The sequence below is a fragment of the Flavobacterium sp. W22_SRS_FK3 genome (genome assembly GCF_052113665.1).
In the GTDB taxonomy this organism is placed as follows: domain Bacteria; phylum Bacteroidota; class Bacteroidia; order Flavobacteriales; family Flavobacteriaceae; genus Flavobacterium.
The window spans coordinates 1-14722 of sequence record NZ_JBGQOF010000013.1 but is presented as its reverse complement, the minus strand read 5'-3'; the positions used below and the strand labels follow the sequence as shown (position 1 = coordinate 14722).

At 32.0% G+C, this 14722-nt stretch carries 15 protein-coding genes and 3 tRNA genes; 9 read left to right on the top strand and 9 right to left on the bottom strand.

Features of this window, described 5'->3' with window-relative positions; genetic code table 11:
- The first annotated feature begins 127 nt into the window (after positions 1-127).
- Positions 128-610, top strand: coding sequence for a ribonuclease HI (gene rnhA, locus ACEN2I_RS13670; protein WP_441766657.1), 483 nt, complete (start codon positions 128-130; stop codon positions 608-610).
- A 67-nt stretch (positions 611-677) separates the two neighbouring features.
- On the opposite strand, the gene ACEN2I_RS13665 is transcribed toward rnhA, so the two are convergent.
- On the bottom strand, positions 678-1025 hold the full coding sequence (locus ACEN2I_RS13665) for a DUF6249 domain-containing protein (protein WP_441766656.1): 348 nt from the start codon (positions 1023-1025) through the stop codon (positions 678-680).
- A gap of 280 nt (positions 1026-1305) precedes the next feature.
- On the opposite strand from ACEN2I_RS13665, the gene ACEN2I_RS13660 reads away from it, so the two are divergent.
- From ACEN2I_RS13660 to ACEN2I_RS13645, 4 genes are all read left to right on the top strand, one after another.
- Positions 1306-1890 carry an RNA polymerase sigma factor gene (locus ACEN2I_RS13660; RefSeq protein ID WP_441766655.1) on the top strand — a complete coding sequence of 195 codons (585 nt, stop codon included), beginning with the start codon at positions 1306-1308 and terminating at the stop codon, positions 1888-1890.
- Positions 1877-2272, top strand: coding sequence for a hypothetical protein (locus ACEN2I_RS13655; RefSeq protein ID WP_441766654.1), 396 nt, complete (start codon positions 1877-1879; stop codon positions 2270-2272). The genes ACEN2I_RS13660 and ACEN2I_RS13655 overlap by 14 nt, the downstream gene beginning before the upstream one ends.
- A gap of 240 nt (positions 2273-2512) precedes the next feature.
- Complete coding sequence (locus ACEN2I_RS13650) at positions 2513-3436, top strand: PfkB family carbohydrate kinase (protein WP_441766653.1); 924 nt, start codon at positions 2513-2515, stop codon at positions 3434-3436.
- A gap of 79 nt (positions 3437-3515) precedes the next feature.
- Positions 3516-5414, top strand: coding sequence for an amidophosphoribosyltransferase (locus tag ACEN2I_RS13645; RefSeq protein ID WP_441766652.1), 1899 nt, complete (start codon positions 3516-3518; stop codon positions 5412-5414).
- A gap of 452 nt (positions 5415-5866) precedes the next feature.
- On the opposite strand, the gene ACEN2I_RS13640 is transcribed toward ACEN2I_RS13645, so the two are convergent.
- From ACEN2I_RS13640 to ACEN2I_RS13625, 4 genes are all read right to left on the bottom strand, one after another.
- Entirely contained in the window at positions 5867-6475 is a 609-nt protein-coding gene (locus ACEN2I_RS13640; protein WP_441766651.1) for a superoxide dismutase, read from the bottom strand.
- A gap of 137 nt (positions 6476-6612) precedes the next feature.
- Positions 6613-7287, bottom strand: coding sequence for an aminoacyl-tRNA hydrolase (pth, locus tag ACEN2I_RS13635; protein WP_441766650.1), 675 nt, complete (start codon positions 7285-7287; stop codon positions 6613-6615).
- Between the two features lie 323 nt (positions 7288-7610).
- Positions 7611-8222 (bottom strand): 50S ribosomal protein L25/general stress protein Ctc, encoded by a 612-nt coding sequence (locus ACEN2I_RS13630; RefSeq protein ID WP_441766649.1) that lies wholly within the window; start codon positions 8220-8222, stop codon positions 7611-7613.
- Between the two features lie 124 nt (positions 8223-8346).
- Positions 8347-9288 (bottom strand): ribose-phosphate pyrophosphokinase, encoded by a 942-nt coding sequence (locus tag ACEN2I_RS13625; RefSeq protein ID WP_441766746.1) that lies wholly within the window; start codon positions 9286-9288, stop codon positions 8347-8349.
- Positions 9289-9588: 300 nt separating this feature from the next.
- On the opposite strand from ACEN2I_RS13625, the gene ACEN2I_RS13620 reads away from it, so the two are divergent.
- A tRNA-Leu gene (locus tag ACEN2I_RS13620) sits at positions 9589-9668 on the top strand.
- 173 nt (positions 9669-9841) lie between these two features.
- Here the strand turns inward: ACEN2I_RS13620 and ACEN2I_RS13615 are convergent.
- Both ACEN2I_RS13615 and ACEN2I_RS13610 read right to left on the bottom strand, forming a co-directional pair.
- Complete coding sequence (locus ACEN2I_RS13615; RefSeq protein ID WP_441766648.1) at positions 9842-11116, bottom strand: DUF6895 family protein; 1275 nt, start codon at positions 11114-11116, stop codon at positions 9842-9844.
- Between the two features lie 71 nt (positions 11117-11187).
- Positions 11188-11430: a hypothetical protein gene (locus ACEN2I_RS13610; protein WP_441766647.1), complete on the bottom strand. Its 243-nt coding sequence runs from the start codon at positions 11428-11430 to the stop codon at positions 11188-11190.
- A 270-nt stretch (positions 11431-11700) separates the two neighbouring features.
- Between ACEN2I_RS13610 and ACEN2I_RS13605 the strand changes: the two genes are divergently transcribed.
- The 3 genes from ACEN2I_RS13605 to ACEN2I_RS13595 all read left to right on the top strand — a co-directional run bounded on the left by ACEN2I_RS13605 (position 11701) and on the right by ACEN2I_RS13595 (position 14465).
- On the top strand, positions 11701-12417 hold the full coding sequence (locus ACEN2I_RS13605; protein WP_441766646.1) for a hypothetical protein: 717 nt from the start codon (positions 11701-11703) through the stop codon (positions 12415-12417).
- A 628-nt stretch (positions 12418-13045) separates the two neighbouring features.
- Positions 13046-13822 (top strand): sensor histidine kinase, encoded by a 777-nt coding sequence (locus ACEN2I_RS13600; RefSeq protein ID WP_441766645.1) that lies wholly within the window; start codon positions 13046-13048, stop codon positions 13820-13822.
- Positions 13823-13826: 4 nt separating this feature from the next.
- Positions 13827-14465 (top strand): response regulator, encoded by a 639-nt coding sequence (locus ACEN2I_RS13595; RefSeq protein WP_441766644.1) that lies wholly within the window; start codon positions 13827-13829, stop codon positions 14463-14465.
- Positions 14466-14536: 71 nt separating this feature from the next.
- On the opposite strand, the gene ACEN2I_RS13590 is transcribed toward ACEN2I_RS13595, so the two are convergent.
- A tRNA-Asn gene (locus ACEN2I_RS13590) sits at positions 14537-14610 on the bottom strand.
- Positions 14611-14649: 39 nt separating this feature from the next.
- Positions 14650-14720, bottom strand: a tRNA-Asn gene (locus ACEN2I_RS13585).
- Between the last annotated feature and the right edge of the window lie 2 nt (positions 14721-14722).

Sequence of the window (14722 nt, the reverse complement as noted above, 5' to 3'; positions counted from 1 at the left end):
AAAAAATTAAATCATATAAGTCATATACATATAAGAATATATAAGTCGAACATTAAGTATTTGACAAAGAAATGACATAAATATTGAAATGAACTTATATCACTTATATGGCAAACAAAAATAAATAATGACCCAACACGAAGTACACATATATACAGACGGTGCAGCAAAAGGAAATCCAGGAAACGGTGGTTATGGTGTGGTTATGGAATTGGTTGGAACGCCGCATAAAAAAGAGTTCTACGAAGGTTTTCGCTTAACGACTAACAACAGAATGGAACTTTTGGCCGTAATTGTTGGTTTGGAGAAATTAAAAAACCCAAATATGAAGGTCTTGGTTATTTCAGATTCTAAATATGTTGTCGATTCTGTTGAGAAAAAATGGATTTTAGGCTGGGAAAAAAAGAAATTTGCCGGACGAAAAAACCCTGATTTATGGAAACGATTTTTACTAATTTACCGCAAACATCAAGTCGATTTTAAATGGATTAAGGGTCACAACAATCATCCCCAAAATGAACGCTGCGATCAATTGGCGGTTATGGCCTCAATGCAGCCTAAACTTTCGGTTGATGAATATTACGAAACTGTTGGCTCAAAAATGGAATAAAAATAACGTATCCAAAACAATTGTTCTCGATACGTTATTAAAGATTAAAGGTACTAACTTAAAATCTTTATTCTTTTTCTAAATCTTTAGCCATTCTAAATCCGGTCAATAAGCCAATTCCGGCCATTATAAAAATGATTGAAGGATAAACTGCACCATTTTCCAGAGCGGTATAGGTTGTAATCAATAAGGCTAGAAAAATCCCTATTCCTGAGCCTATTAATAAAAAAGCCAGATTAACAATTAAGATTTTCCAAATTGGTATGCTTTTTTCCTTGCCCTTCAAAAAAATACTGGCATCGACTCCTTTTTCTATAAGTGCCAAACGCTCTCTGTTTCTCGTTGAATAAATAAGATAAACAATCCCGAAGATCATTAAGAAAAAACTAAGTGGTATTAAAATTCCTGCTAACATAATATTTTGTTTTTAATTGATTGATACTTCATAGGACGACACTTTTCGAATTCAGGTTACATCTTTTGGTGAAAATTTTCAATTTCAAACTCAAAATTCCAAAAAATACTGATTATCAGTTAATTTTGAAACTAAAAATACTTTTACGAAGAAATACTTTTCTTAAAGTTTAAAAATTTTACAAAAATCAACATCAATAAAATTCTCGAACGAAATTGGAACTTGCAATTTATTTCGAAATTCCTGTAACCTAAATAAACAAATCGTCGTCCTATATAATATGAGTACATTAAATGATCAACATTATATCGATAAAATTCTGCAGGGCGAGACAAATGCGTTTGCCGTGCTGGTGGATCGTTATAAGAATATGATTTTTACTTTGGCGCTCAAAATGGTCAAAAACCGGGAAGAAGCTGAAGAAGTTGCTCAGGACACTTTTATTAAAGCTTATAACTCTTTAAATAAATTTAAAGGTGATTCTAAATTTTCAACCTGGATTTACAGAGTCGCTTATAATACGTGTTTAGATTGTTTGAAGAAAAACAAAAACAAAGACAATAATATTTCAATAGATGAATTTTCGGCACATTTAATCAAAACGATGGACAATGCTTTGAGCGCATTAGAAGACATAGAACGGAAACAGACGATTCAGAATTGTTTGAATTTATTACCAAAAGAAGAGAATTTCCTGTTAACTTTATTTTATTTTGAAGATCAGAGTTTAGAAGAAATTGGGAAAATCATGAATATTAATGCTAATAATGTCAAGGTAAAATTATTTAGAAGCCGGCAAAAATTAGCCGTAATTTTGAAAAAGCAATTAGAACCAGAAATAATAGAATGTTATGAAAGAAAATGATAAAGAAATAGAAAATCTGATTGATAAAATGATGGCTGATGATTCATTGCAATCACCATCAATTGACTTCACTTCAAAAATAATGTCTCAGGTTTTAATTGCCGAAAAAAGCAAAATTAAAGCTTACAAACCCTTAATCTCAAAGTCAACATGGCTTTTTATTGGTATTTGCTTACTTGCATTGACCGCATATTGTGTTTATTCAAATAATGATATTTCTAATTTAGAAATCGTCAACATATATTCTGATAAAGTTTCTGCCTTATTTTTAGGAATTCACTTTTCAAAAAATATATTGTACGCGATTTTAATAGTTCCTTTTATGATTTTGATTCAGATTGGATTATTGAAGAATTATTTTGATAAGAAGTATGAGTTGTAAATTCTCTTTTATTGAATTATTCAGTCGAAAATATTCAAAGCTTTTTCCTGAAATAAATCTTGCTTTTTAAATCCAGAAAACATATTTTAATCCTTTAAAAGATTCAAATATAATACTCTCATTTACAATAGTTTTAACTCCGAAATCATTATTGCTTTTTTATGAAAATTTTGAGATTACAAACCGTTGCAATATTGTAACTTATGAAGTATCTTTGCACCTTAATTCGAAATTCATAAAATGAATAAATTATTGATTGTTGGAACGGTTGCTTTCGACGCTATCGAAACTCCTTTCGGAAAAACAGATAAAATATTAGGTGGTGCTGCAACGTACATTGGTTTATCAGCGTCATTTTTTAACTTACAATCGGCCATTGTTTCTGTAGTTGGCGACGATTTTCCACAAAAACATTTAGATCTTTTAACTTCAAAAAATATTGATATCTCTGGTATCGAAATTGTAAAAGGAGGAAAAACCTTTTTCTGGAGCGGTTTATACCACAACGATTTAAATTCCAGAGACACTCTTGCAACCGAACTAAACGTTTTGGCTGATTTTCAACCAAAAGTTCCTCAAAACTATAAAAATGCTGATGTTGTGATGTTAGGAAACTTACATCCTTTAGTACAAAGTAGTGTTTTGGATCAAATGGAAAAAAAACCAAAATTAGTAGTTTTAGACACTATGAACTTTTGGATGGATTGTGCTTTACCAGAATTATTAGACGTAATTAAACGTGTAGACGTGATTACAATAAATGATGAAGAAGCAAGACAGCTTTCAGGAGAATATTCATTAGTAAAAGCAGCAGCTAAAATCCAGGATATGGGACCAAAATATGTGGTAATCAAAAAAGGAGAACACGGCGCACTTTTATTCCACAACAGAGAAGTATTCTTTGCTCCGGCATTACCACTAGAAGAAGTTTTTGATCCAACAGGAGCAGGAGATACTTTTGCAGGTGGTTTTTCAGGATTCATTGCGCAAAGCGAAAACATTTCGTTTGGCAACATGAAAAATGCAATTATTTACGGTTCGAATTTAGCTTCATTTTGTGTAGAGAAATTTGGAACCGAAAGGATGGAAACAGTAAGCAAAGCAGAAGTAGCGATTCGATTACAGCAATTTAAGTCGTTAACTCAGTTTGACATAGAAATATAATGCGCAAAAGCCTCGATATCAACGGGGCTTTTTTATTACGTTAATACACACAACTTACAACAACACAAATACAAAAACAATGAGCGACGCTTTAAAACACGAATGTGGTATAGCCTTAGTTAGACTTCTTAAACCGCTTGAATATTACAAAGAAAAATACGGAACTGCTTTTTACGGGATACAAAAAATGTATCTGATGATGGAAAAACAGCATAACCGCGGTCAGGATGGTGCCGGTTTTGCCAGTATTAAATTAGATGTAGAACCTGGTGAACGTTATATCAGCAGAGTTCGTTCAAACCACTCGCAGCCTATTCAGGATGTTTTTAAGCAAATCAATGAGCGCATTAGTGAAGAACTAAAAGCAAATCCTGAATTGGCTGACAACATAAAAGAACTAAAAGCAAATATTCCTTATATAGGAGAATTATTTTTAGGGCACGTACGTTACGGAACTTTCGGAAAAAACAGTATCGAAAGCGTACATCCTTTTTTACGCCAGAGTAACTGGATGCACCGTAATTTAATTTTGGCAGGTAACTTTAATATGACGAATGTTAAAGAACTTTTCGAAAACTTAGTTGAATTAGGACAACATCCTAAAGAAATGGCTGATACCGTTACTGTAATGGAAAAAATTGGTCACTTTTTGGACAAGGAAGTGATGCAATTGTATCAGGACTGTAAGGCAGAAGGCTACTCAAAAAGAGAAGCATCTCCGGTAATTGCAGAACGTTTAGATCTTGCAAAAATACTGACCCGTTCAGCAAAAAATTTAGATGGAGGTTACGCAATGGCAGGTTTACTAGGACATGGAGATGCATTTGTATTTAGAGATCCGGCTGGTATTCGCCCAGCGTATTTCTATCAGGATGACGAATTTGTAGTTGTGGCTTCAGAAAGACCTGTTATCCAAACTGTATTTAATGTTCCTTTTGAAAGTGTTCAGGAAATCGAACCAGGAAATGCCTTAATTATCAAGAAAAGCGGAAAAGTTTCGATGCAACAAATTCTTGAACCAACTGTAAAAAAAGCCTGTTCTTTTGAAAGAATCTATTTCTCAAGAGGAAGTGATGCTGAAATTTATCAGGAACGTAAAAACTTAGGAAAATTAATTTTGCCTGCTGTTCTTGAATCAATTGACAGTGATACTGACAATACTGTTTTCTCTTATATCCCTAATACAGCTGAAACTTCTTTTTATGGTTTAGTTGAAGCGGCTCAGGATTTCTTAAATCAGAGAAAGAACAATTATATCCTAGAAAACAGAAATACTCTTACAGCCGAAACGCTTCAGGAATTACTGGCGGTAAAAATCCGTACGGAGAAAGTTGCTATAAAAGATGCCAAACTAAGAACTTTCATTACAGAAGACAGCAGTCGTGACGATTTAGTCGCTCACGTGTATGATGTTACTTACGGAGTAATAAAACCAACTGATAATTTGGTTATTATTGACGATAGTATTGTTCGTGGTACTACTCTAAAAATGAGTATTATAAAAATGATGGATCGTTTGAAACCAAAACGTATCGTAATTGTTTCTTCGGCACCACAAATTCGTTATCCAGATTGTTACGGAATTGATATGGCAAGGCTAGAAGGTTTAGTTGCTTTTAGAGCTGCTTTGGATTTATTGAAAGAGAGAAATTTATATCATATTGTAGACGAAGTATATACTAAATGTAAAGCACAGGAAAATTATCTTGATACCGATGTTGTAAATTATGTAACAGCAATTTATGATCCATTTACTCCTGAAGAAATTTCAGACAGAATTGCCGAGATGTTAAGCTCACCAGAAATTAATGCTGAAGTAAAAATTATCTTCCAAAAAGTAGAAGATTTACATATTGCCTGTCCGAAAAATATCGGTGATTGGTATTTCACCGGAGACTATCCAACACCAGGCGGAAATCGTGTCGTAAATAGAGCGTTTATAAACTTTTATGAAGGAAAAAACGCAAGAGCATACTAAAAAAAAAGTTAAAAAGTGCATTTCATCGGATTTTACTGCATTTCATCCTATATTTTTGGGGAGAATGCAATGCTAGTATATCTTTGAAGAACCATAACATTAGTAGGTTAAGTTTATGGTAGATTTGGGGCAAAAAAGGTGAAAGAAATTTCACCTTTTTTATTGGAATAAACTCAAGATTTTCTAAACCAATCACTTAATCGGATATTATTGCCGTTAATCAGGAATATTTGAAATAAATAATAGACTATCATACATTTGATTTACCATAAATTAAGTAGGTTAAGTATATGGTAAATTTGGGGCAAAAAAGGCAGAAGTAATTCTGCCTTTTTTATTTTATTTTTAGAGCAAAGAATATATACAGAAATAGACTAAAGACAAAAAAAAATAGACGAACAACTTTAAGTCATCCGTCTATTCTCTATATTGTTTATTCTATTTTATCCAGACTATTTATCTAAAGCAAATCTTCTTGCCACTTCTGTCCAGTTAATTACACTGAAAAAAGCTTCAATATAATCCGGTCTTCTGTTTTGGTAGTTCAAATAATAAGCATGCTCCCAAACGTCCATTCCTAAAATTGGAGTTCCGCCACAACCAACTTCCGGCATTAATGGGTTATCCTGATTTGGCGTTCCACAAACATCTAATTTTCCTCCCGGAAGAACACATAACCAAGCCCATCCTGAACCAAACTGAGTTGCTCCAGCTTTTGCAAACTTAGCTTTAAACTCTTCGAAAGTTCCAAAAGAAGCTTCAATAGCTGTCAATAAATCACCTGTTGGTAATCCACCGCCGTTTGGAGACATTACAGTCCAGAATAAATTATGATTATAAAAACCGCCACCATTATTACGAACTGCAGCGTTTTTTTTATCTAAATTAATTAAGATATTTTCGATAGTTTTTCCTTCTAAGTCTGTTCCTGCAATGGCTGCATTAAGATTTGTTGTGTAGGCATTATGATGTTTAGTATGATGGATTTCCATTGTACGTGCATCAATATGTGGTTCTAATGCATCATATGCATAAGGTAATTGTGGTAATTCAAAAGCCATGATATTATGATTTTATGGTTTATAATAATTTATTCAAATTTAAACATTTAACTTTGGAATAGAAAATACTATTTCGTTATAATTTGATTAAATTAATTGATAATTTGATTTTTTAATCCTTAAATAGCTGTAAATCTTTATTTTCCGTTAAAAGCAGTCATTGTATTTTCTAATCCTGCCGTTCCGAAAGATTTGATAATTTCAGATGCCGCTTCTAAACGCTCCGGTAATTTCACCTTTTCTTCTTCATCCCATTCTCCTAAAACGTAGTCAATTTGTTGTCCTTTTTTGAACTGATCACTGATGCCGAATCTAAAACGTGTATATTGTTGTGTGTTTAAAACTAAATTAATATTCTTCAACCCATTATGTCCTCCATCACTCCCTTTTGGTTTGATTCGGATGGTTCCGAAGGACAAGTTTAAATCATCTGTAATAACCAGAATATTTTCTAGAGGAATATTTTCTTTATCCATCCAGTATTTTACTGCTTTACCGCTTAAATTCATATACGTGTTTGGCTTCAGCAGAAAAAATGTCCTTCCTTTAAATTTATATTCTGCCAACGTCCCCAGCTTTACAGTTTCGAAAGAAAGACCTTCTTTTTTTGCTAAAAAATCCAAGGCCTTAAATCCGATGTTATGTCTTGTGTTTACGTATTCGGCTCCAATATTACCAAGCCCTACGATTAAATATTTTTTACTCACTCTTTTTATATTGTTTTTTGGGTGTTCGTGAACCTCCGGTTTCATATTGTCTGTGTTCTCTTCTTTTTGTGTTGATGAAAACAGTTTTGTAATCCACATTATCATGATGCAAAAGTAAAGCTAATTTGGTAATTAGAAAATGCAGCAATTAGATAATTTGTTTTAATCGCAGAGGATACTGCGTTTTACAAAACGTTCACTATGAAAGTTTCTCGCTGATTAAGCAGATTTTCATTCTTCTTTTATCTTAAAATATAGTGTCAGAACTTATGAAAAACTAAACGCCTGGTTAGCCCTGAGAGAAAAGATTTAGCGGATGGCAGGAACGTCTGGTCTTGAAAAGCTTCAATATTCTGCTCCAAAAAAAATAAAAGGCATAAAAAAAGCACCAACCTTTCGATTGATGCTTTGTATGAATTTGAAAAATATTATTTTTTCTTTCCTTTTGCAGGAGCTTTTGCAGCTTTTGCAGCTTCTTGAGCAGCTTTCATAGCAGCACGAGAGATTCTTACCTGAGCAACAACCGTATTGTCTGGGTGCATTACTTTATAGTCAGGTGTACCAACTTTAGTAACGTACAACTTGTTACCCATTTCAAGTGGAGTAATGTCAGCTTCAACAAAATCAGGAAGATTTTTAGGTAAAGCTTTTACTTTTAATTTACGAGTGTTTAAACGTAAAACACCACCTGCAAGAACACCTTTAGATGTACCTGTAATTTTTACAGGAACTTCCATAGTGATTTCTTTGTCATCAAATAATTGAAAGAAGTCAATGTGTAAAATTTTATCAGATACCGGATGCACCTGAATGTCCTGCAAAATTGCATTGAATGATTTTCCTTTTCCAAGCTCAATCACAACTGTGTGTGCATTTGGAGTGTAAACCAAGTTTTTGAACGCTGCAGCGTCTGCTGAAAAGTGTACTGCCTGATTTCCTCCGTATAACACGCAAGGAACCGCTCCAGCATTACGTAAGGCTTTAGTTGACACTTTGCCCACGCTTTCTCTTTCTGATCCTTTAATTGTAATCGATTTCATTGTAAAAAAATATAGTTATTAATAATATTCTATTTGCTGTAAGCTTTAGACACTAGGCTTTAAGCTTTTTATTTTATGTATTTAGGAAATGCTTAAAGCTTACTGCCTAAAACCCATTGCCAAATTACATTATAAATTTTCCACTAATGGAATTATTGTGGTGAACCATCTGCATAACCTCTGCGAATAAAGGCGCACAGCTTACCACTTTTATCTTCTTAGATTCTTTCTTTAACGGAATTGAATCTGTTACGATTAACTCAGTTAATTTTGAGTTTTCTATTTTCTCATACGCACCGCCAGATAATATAGCATGCGTACAAATTGCTCTTACACTTAGTGCTCCTTTTTCGATCATAAGGTCGGCCGCTTTTGCTAAAGTACCTCCCGTATCGATCATGTCATCAACTAAAACCACGTTACGACCTTTTACTTCACCAATAAGCTCCATCGTGTCGATAACGTTGGCTGCTTTTCTTTGTTTGTAACAGATTACTACATCTGATTCTAAAAACTTAGAGTAAGCATATGCTCTCTTTGAACCTCCCATATCAGGAGATGCAATGGTTAGATTTTCTAATTTTAAACTTTCTACATAAGGTAAAAAGATGGTAGAGGCAAATAAATGATCTACTGGTTTTTCAAAGAATCCTTGAATTTGATCTGCATGCAGATCCATTGTCATGATTCTTGTTGCTCCTGCAGCTGTTAGTAAATTAGCAACTAACTTAGCTCCAATTGGAACTCTTGGTTTGTCTTTTCTGTCCTGTCTTGCCCAACCAAAGTAAGGCATTACAGCTGTAATATGTCTTGCCGATGCACGTTTTGCAGCATCGATCATTAACAACAATTCCATCAGATTATCTGCACTTGGAAAAGTTGAACATACGATAAATACTCGTAAACCTCTTATCGACTCCTCGTAAGATGGCTGAAATTCTCCATCGCTATACGTTGACATCGTTACTTTTCCTAACGGTATTCCGTACTCTTTTGCAATTTTCTCTGCAAGATAAACACTTTGTGAACAAGCAAAAATTTTAGCTTCTGGTTCTAGGTGCGACATTATAATTGTTGTTTTTGCTCCGCTGCGCTCAGTATAATTAAGCTTTATCATTTTAGGTAAAGCAAAACATATATAAATGCCTCGGGTGTAGTTAGTTGTGTGCGCTTCGTTTTAACGAGGTGCAAATTTAGAAAATTTATTGGACACTGAAAGGAAAAATTTAAGTATTTTTAGTAGCACTTTTAATTTTATTTTTTACATTTGCACCGTGTTAAAGGAATAAGCACAATTATGACTTCATAATTACTTATTCTATTGCGTTAAAATAACTAATTTATTAGTTGTTTTTTCGTCTGCTAAGCCCGGATGGCGGAATTGGTAGACGCGCTGGTCTCAAACACCTGTGGGAAACCGTGCCGGTTCGACTCCGGCTCCGGGTACATTAACGAAAAAGCTGTCAAAAATGACAGCTTTTTCTTTTTTAAAAACCTTCCGAAATCTTGCTATTCCTAGTCAAAACCTCAGCCACTTCATTCACTTTAGCGGTTCGACAATTATCATTTTGGGTAAAAAGCGCACCAATTAGCATTTCTTCAAGACTATAATTGGCATATTAATTTCCTACCATAATCTCTGCATAACTATTTGTTTTTATTGTAATTGGATTCTCAATAAACTCATCCTTACACATATTTTCATGAAACTTTATTTCCAATTCAATTTTGTTTTGATACTCTTTTATTAAAAGTTTCTTTGATTTTTTATCTAATTTAAAATATTCAAGTTCCCTATCCCAAAGCAAACTATTTTCATTTCTGTTTTTTAATAATTTCAAGTTTGAGATTATTTCTAATTCTAAAAAATAATTAACTCCAAAACAATCAACATACTCTGTATATACCTCTTTATTCATTTCCTTATTCTTTAGTTGCAAGAGAGCCTCCCAAGCTAAAAATTCTTTTGAGTTACCTAAATCTAATTTTTTAACCTTTTCTTTTTGAATTTTATTACCTGAAAAAACAGTAGAAGCAAGAGTTTCTTCCAGTTTTTTTCTCACATCAATTGATAAACTGGAGTTGTTTAAATGATTATTTAGTTGGGAAAAAAGTATTCCAATAACGAATAAACTATGGTATTTTTTAATAAAAACTTTTTCAAAATATTTATTTTCTAAAAATGAATTTTTAGTAATACAATCATCAACAATATTAAGAATTTTAAAATTAAGCTCCGTTAGAGTTATCAATGAAAAGTAATTAACACTTAATTCCAACACTACATCTAAATCATTTTCCTTATAGAATTTAACAATCATACATTCTAATTGAAACTTTAATTTTTCTATGTTTAATAAATTATCAGGAGGAGGACAAACACCAAAATCAGTTATATAAAATAAACTATGACTGATAGCATAAGCTATTTCTCTGTTTACAGAACTTACATAAATATTTTGGGTTAAAATTGAAGGATTACATAATTTAAATTTATTTTGTAATCCCATTTTATTTTTAATAAAGCTCCATTCCATTTGTCTATGTGGCGGTACTTCAAAAGAAAACATATTATTTTTAAACATTATTTTTAATGATGACTCAAATAGATCGATTTTTTCGAATTTCCTCAAGAACACATATGGCATTGCGATATGGAAAACCATATATGGATTTTTAAAAATATCATCTGCTGGGATTTTTTTAATTTTTTCTAAAAGAAAATTTTTAATAATATCATTATTATCTTCTCCAAAATGGTCAGAAGAGCAATAGCTAAAAAAAATGCTTAATTCTGCAAATTTTTTATATCTATCTTCTGTAATTCCATCTTCAAATGAAAAGATTTCCAGATTTGATTTTATTCCGTTACTAATGTTTTGTAAAATATTCATAATAGATATAAATTAAAAATAGCCTAATTACTTATTTGATAATTAGGCTATTTTGATAGATAAATAGTAAATTAAACTTTACCGTTTCTAATGATTACTTCAGGCTGAATCATTTCAGCACCACCCGTATATACATAATCCGGACTAATAAAAGTCCAGGAAGCCAAATCATCAACACCTAATGAGCTGGTTAGTTTTTCAGAAACTGATGCCAGATCTTTTAAGGTGATTTCACTACTAATTACTTTGTTTTCATTAAAAGCATCTACAACCGCTTTGAAAGATGGACGGTTTTTTTTTAATTGATTTTCCATTTTATTATATTTTTAAATTACCTACTCTATACAGTTTTCGGTTACCCTGTTGAAATTTGTTATATAATGCATTAAACTAACATTACAAATCTCCAAACTATCTCAGAATCAATACATGGGCGATAAACTAATATTACTCTGTAGATTTAACTAAAAACAATACCGTTATTTAACGGATGCAGGAATAGTGAAAAAACTGAACTTAAAATAATTTTGATTAGCTTTATTTGCTAAATAATTTCTTACTTTATAAACTAAAACTATTTCATTATGACAACGCACTCAAAACAAAGATTAATCATTACTGTATTATCCGTAGCGCTTATATTTTCTATATTCTTTAATTGGTATAAACCTAAGGAACCAGTAGTCAAACAAACCTCTATATGCAATGATTTTCACAATGAAAAACCCAGTACAATAACGACACATTTGATCAGAGGCATGATTAGCCAATATAGAAACAATCAATATTCTGCAATAAATAAAAACAGAGACATTAATGACCCTGATGCCCATTCTATTTGGTTTGACCTAGATACTATAAAAAAATTTATATATCATATAGAACGAAACGTAGCAAGGAATAGCCCTAAAAAAAATAATAAGTTAGGCTTAAGAATATATTACGCTGCATATCCTGAACTATCTGAGTTTACAAAACCATATAATGAAGACATTGCATTTATGGCTACAGATCCTCTAAAAAAGCAATTTGCAACCAGACATACTTTGGTTATGATTCCTACAATATTCAACAAAGATTTAAATGGAGATGTAGATTTTAACCCTCTGGATGAAACTACATTTAACGGTTATGTTTCTACAATAGAAAGAAGGACTAGTAATCAGAAAAATGAGATTGCTCCTTATCAATCACAAGAATATCAACCAATGGCATTATCAGCTGCATCGAGAAGCGATGCTATGGCCAGAAATCACGGAAACTTAATTCCTCCTGCCGACCCAATATCCGAAGCATTTTAGCAATGTACAAGAGTTTTCCAATATTAACAAACGTTTTACTTTATCTTGAACTTATATCAGCTGCTATAGCATTGTTATTTTTCAGAAGGGTAAAAAAAACTCACTGGAAGTGGTTTGCCGTTTATTTATGCATTATTGCCATAAGCGATTTTTTCATTTCGGCTATTGTTCATATTTTATATATTGACAAGCAATACTTTTATGCGTACGTCATAATTCCTATACAATTTATCTTTTTCTACTGGCTGTATGCTTTAAAGTCTTTAAAAAACGGAGGGATTTTTTTAAGTTTTTTATGTATTTATATTCTTTCATTCATTCCTATTGAATTGTACTTTGAAAAATTAAGAGTAGTATATTCCTTTAACTATACTATTGGGACATTTTTATTAATGATATTGGTTTTCTTAGAATTTAAAAAACAAATACAAAACGACGACATTTTAGAATATAAAAAAAATAAAATGTTTTATATAAACATTGGGGTAATGATGTTTTATGTAGGCACGTTACCCTTCTTTGGGCTTTATAATTTGATAATAAAAGAACCATTTATTTGGAACATATACTATCTTTACTTTCTGATTTCTAATTGTTTAATGTACTTGCTCTTTATTGCTTCTTTTATATGGGGAAAAGTGAAGTTATAATTACAATCATACTTTTTAATCTTTTTTTTATTTTATTTATTGCAGGAATTGTCATTTTTATTCGTGAATATAAATTAAAAAAGAGGGAACACTCTGTTATGATTTTGCACCAAAAATCAGCACATCAAAAAGAATTGCTCACAGCTCAGGTTGAGATTCAGGAACAAACTATGCAACATATCGGCAGAGAAATCCATGATAACATTGGTCAAAAATTAACGCTGGCAAGTTTGTACATGCAACAACTGGCCTTTGAAAGCAAATCAAAAAACATAAAAGACAATATTGAAAATATTAACAGCATCATTAACCAATCACTTGAAGAATTAAGAGAATTATCAAAATCATTAACCGATAATAGTATCGAAACCAATTCAATATATAAACTACTAAATGCTGAATATTTAAAAATTAATGAACTTAAAGTTTTTAAAATCGATTTCAATTGTGCAAATAAAAAGATGGTTTTACCTTATCAATTAAAAACGATTTTAGTAAGGATCACACAAGAGTTTATTCAAAACAGCATTAAACATTCACAATGCAAATTGATGACTATCGAATTAAAAGAGCTTGAAAACAAAATAATGTTAAGTCTTACAGATGACGGAATTGGTTTTGATATTTCAAAAATAAATGCGAATGGAATTGGGATTTCGAATATGAAAAAAAGAACCGAAATGCTGGGTGGAAATTTTGATTTAAAAAGTACACAAAAAACAGGAACACAACTTTTTATAACTTTCTCTTTATAAAACGATGAAAAAGACAATTGTAATAGTAGACGATCATGTATTAATTGCACAGGCATTAAAAGGAATTATAGAAAATTTTGAAGAATTCCAGGTTTTATATGAATGCGAAAATGGGAAAGACCTACAAGATAAGTTTCAATTAAAAAAACCAATCCCGGATATCGTTTTACTTGATATAAGTATGCCCATTATGGATGGTTTTGAAACTGCAAAATGGCTGAAAAAATTATATCCAGATATTCTAATCATGATATTGAGTATGCAAAATGATAACCAAAGCGTTATTAAAATGATTCAAATTGGCATTAATGGTTATTTACTCAAAAACACAAGTCCGTACGAGCTGGAAAAAGCACTAAAACAAGTCGCAAAAGAAGGCTTTTATTATCAGGATTGGGCTTCCAGAATTGTTTTTGCCAGCCTAAATAACAAAAATGAAGAACACGATACCATCAAGCTTACCGCTAGAGAAAAAGAATTTTTAAAATACACCATTACCGAAATGAATTATAAGGAAATAGCAGAAAAAATGTTTTGCAGCCCACGAACTGTCGAAAGTTACCGAGATTCTTTATTTGAAAAATTAGAATTAAAAACTCGCGTAGGATTAGCTGTTTTTGCTTTAAAAAACGGATTTGAATAAATGGGAAACTATTTAGAGTTTGCAAAGTATAGAAATAAAAAAGCCATTCCGAAGAATGGCTTTTCCTTTTGCTCCCCCTCTTGGGCTCGAACCAAGGACCCTCTGATTAACAGTCAGATGCTCTAACCAACTGAGCTAAGGAGGAATCACCTTAAAGGTAAATATGTTTGCTAAAAAAAGTTTGCTCCCCCTCTTGGGCTCGAACCAAGGACCCTCTGATTAACAGTCAGATGCTCTAACCAACTGAGCTAAGGAGG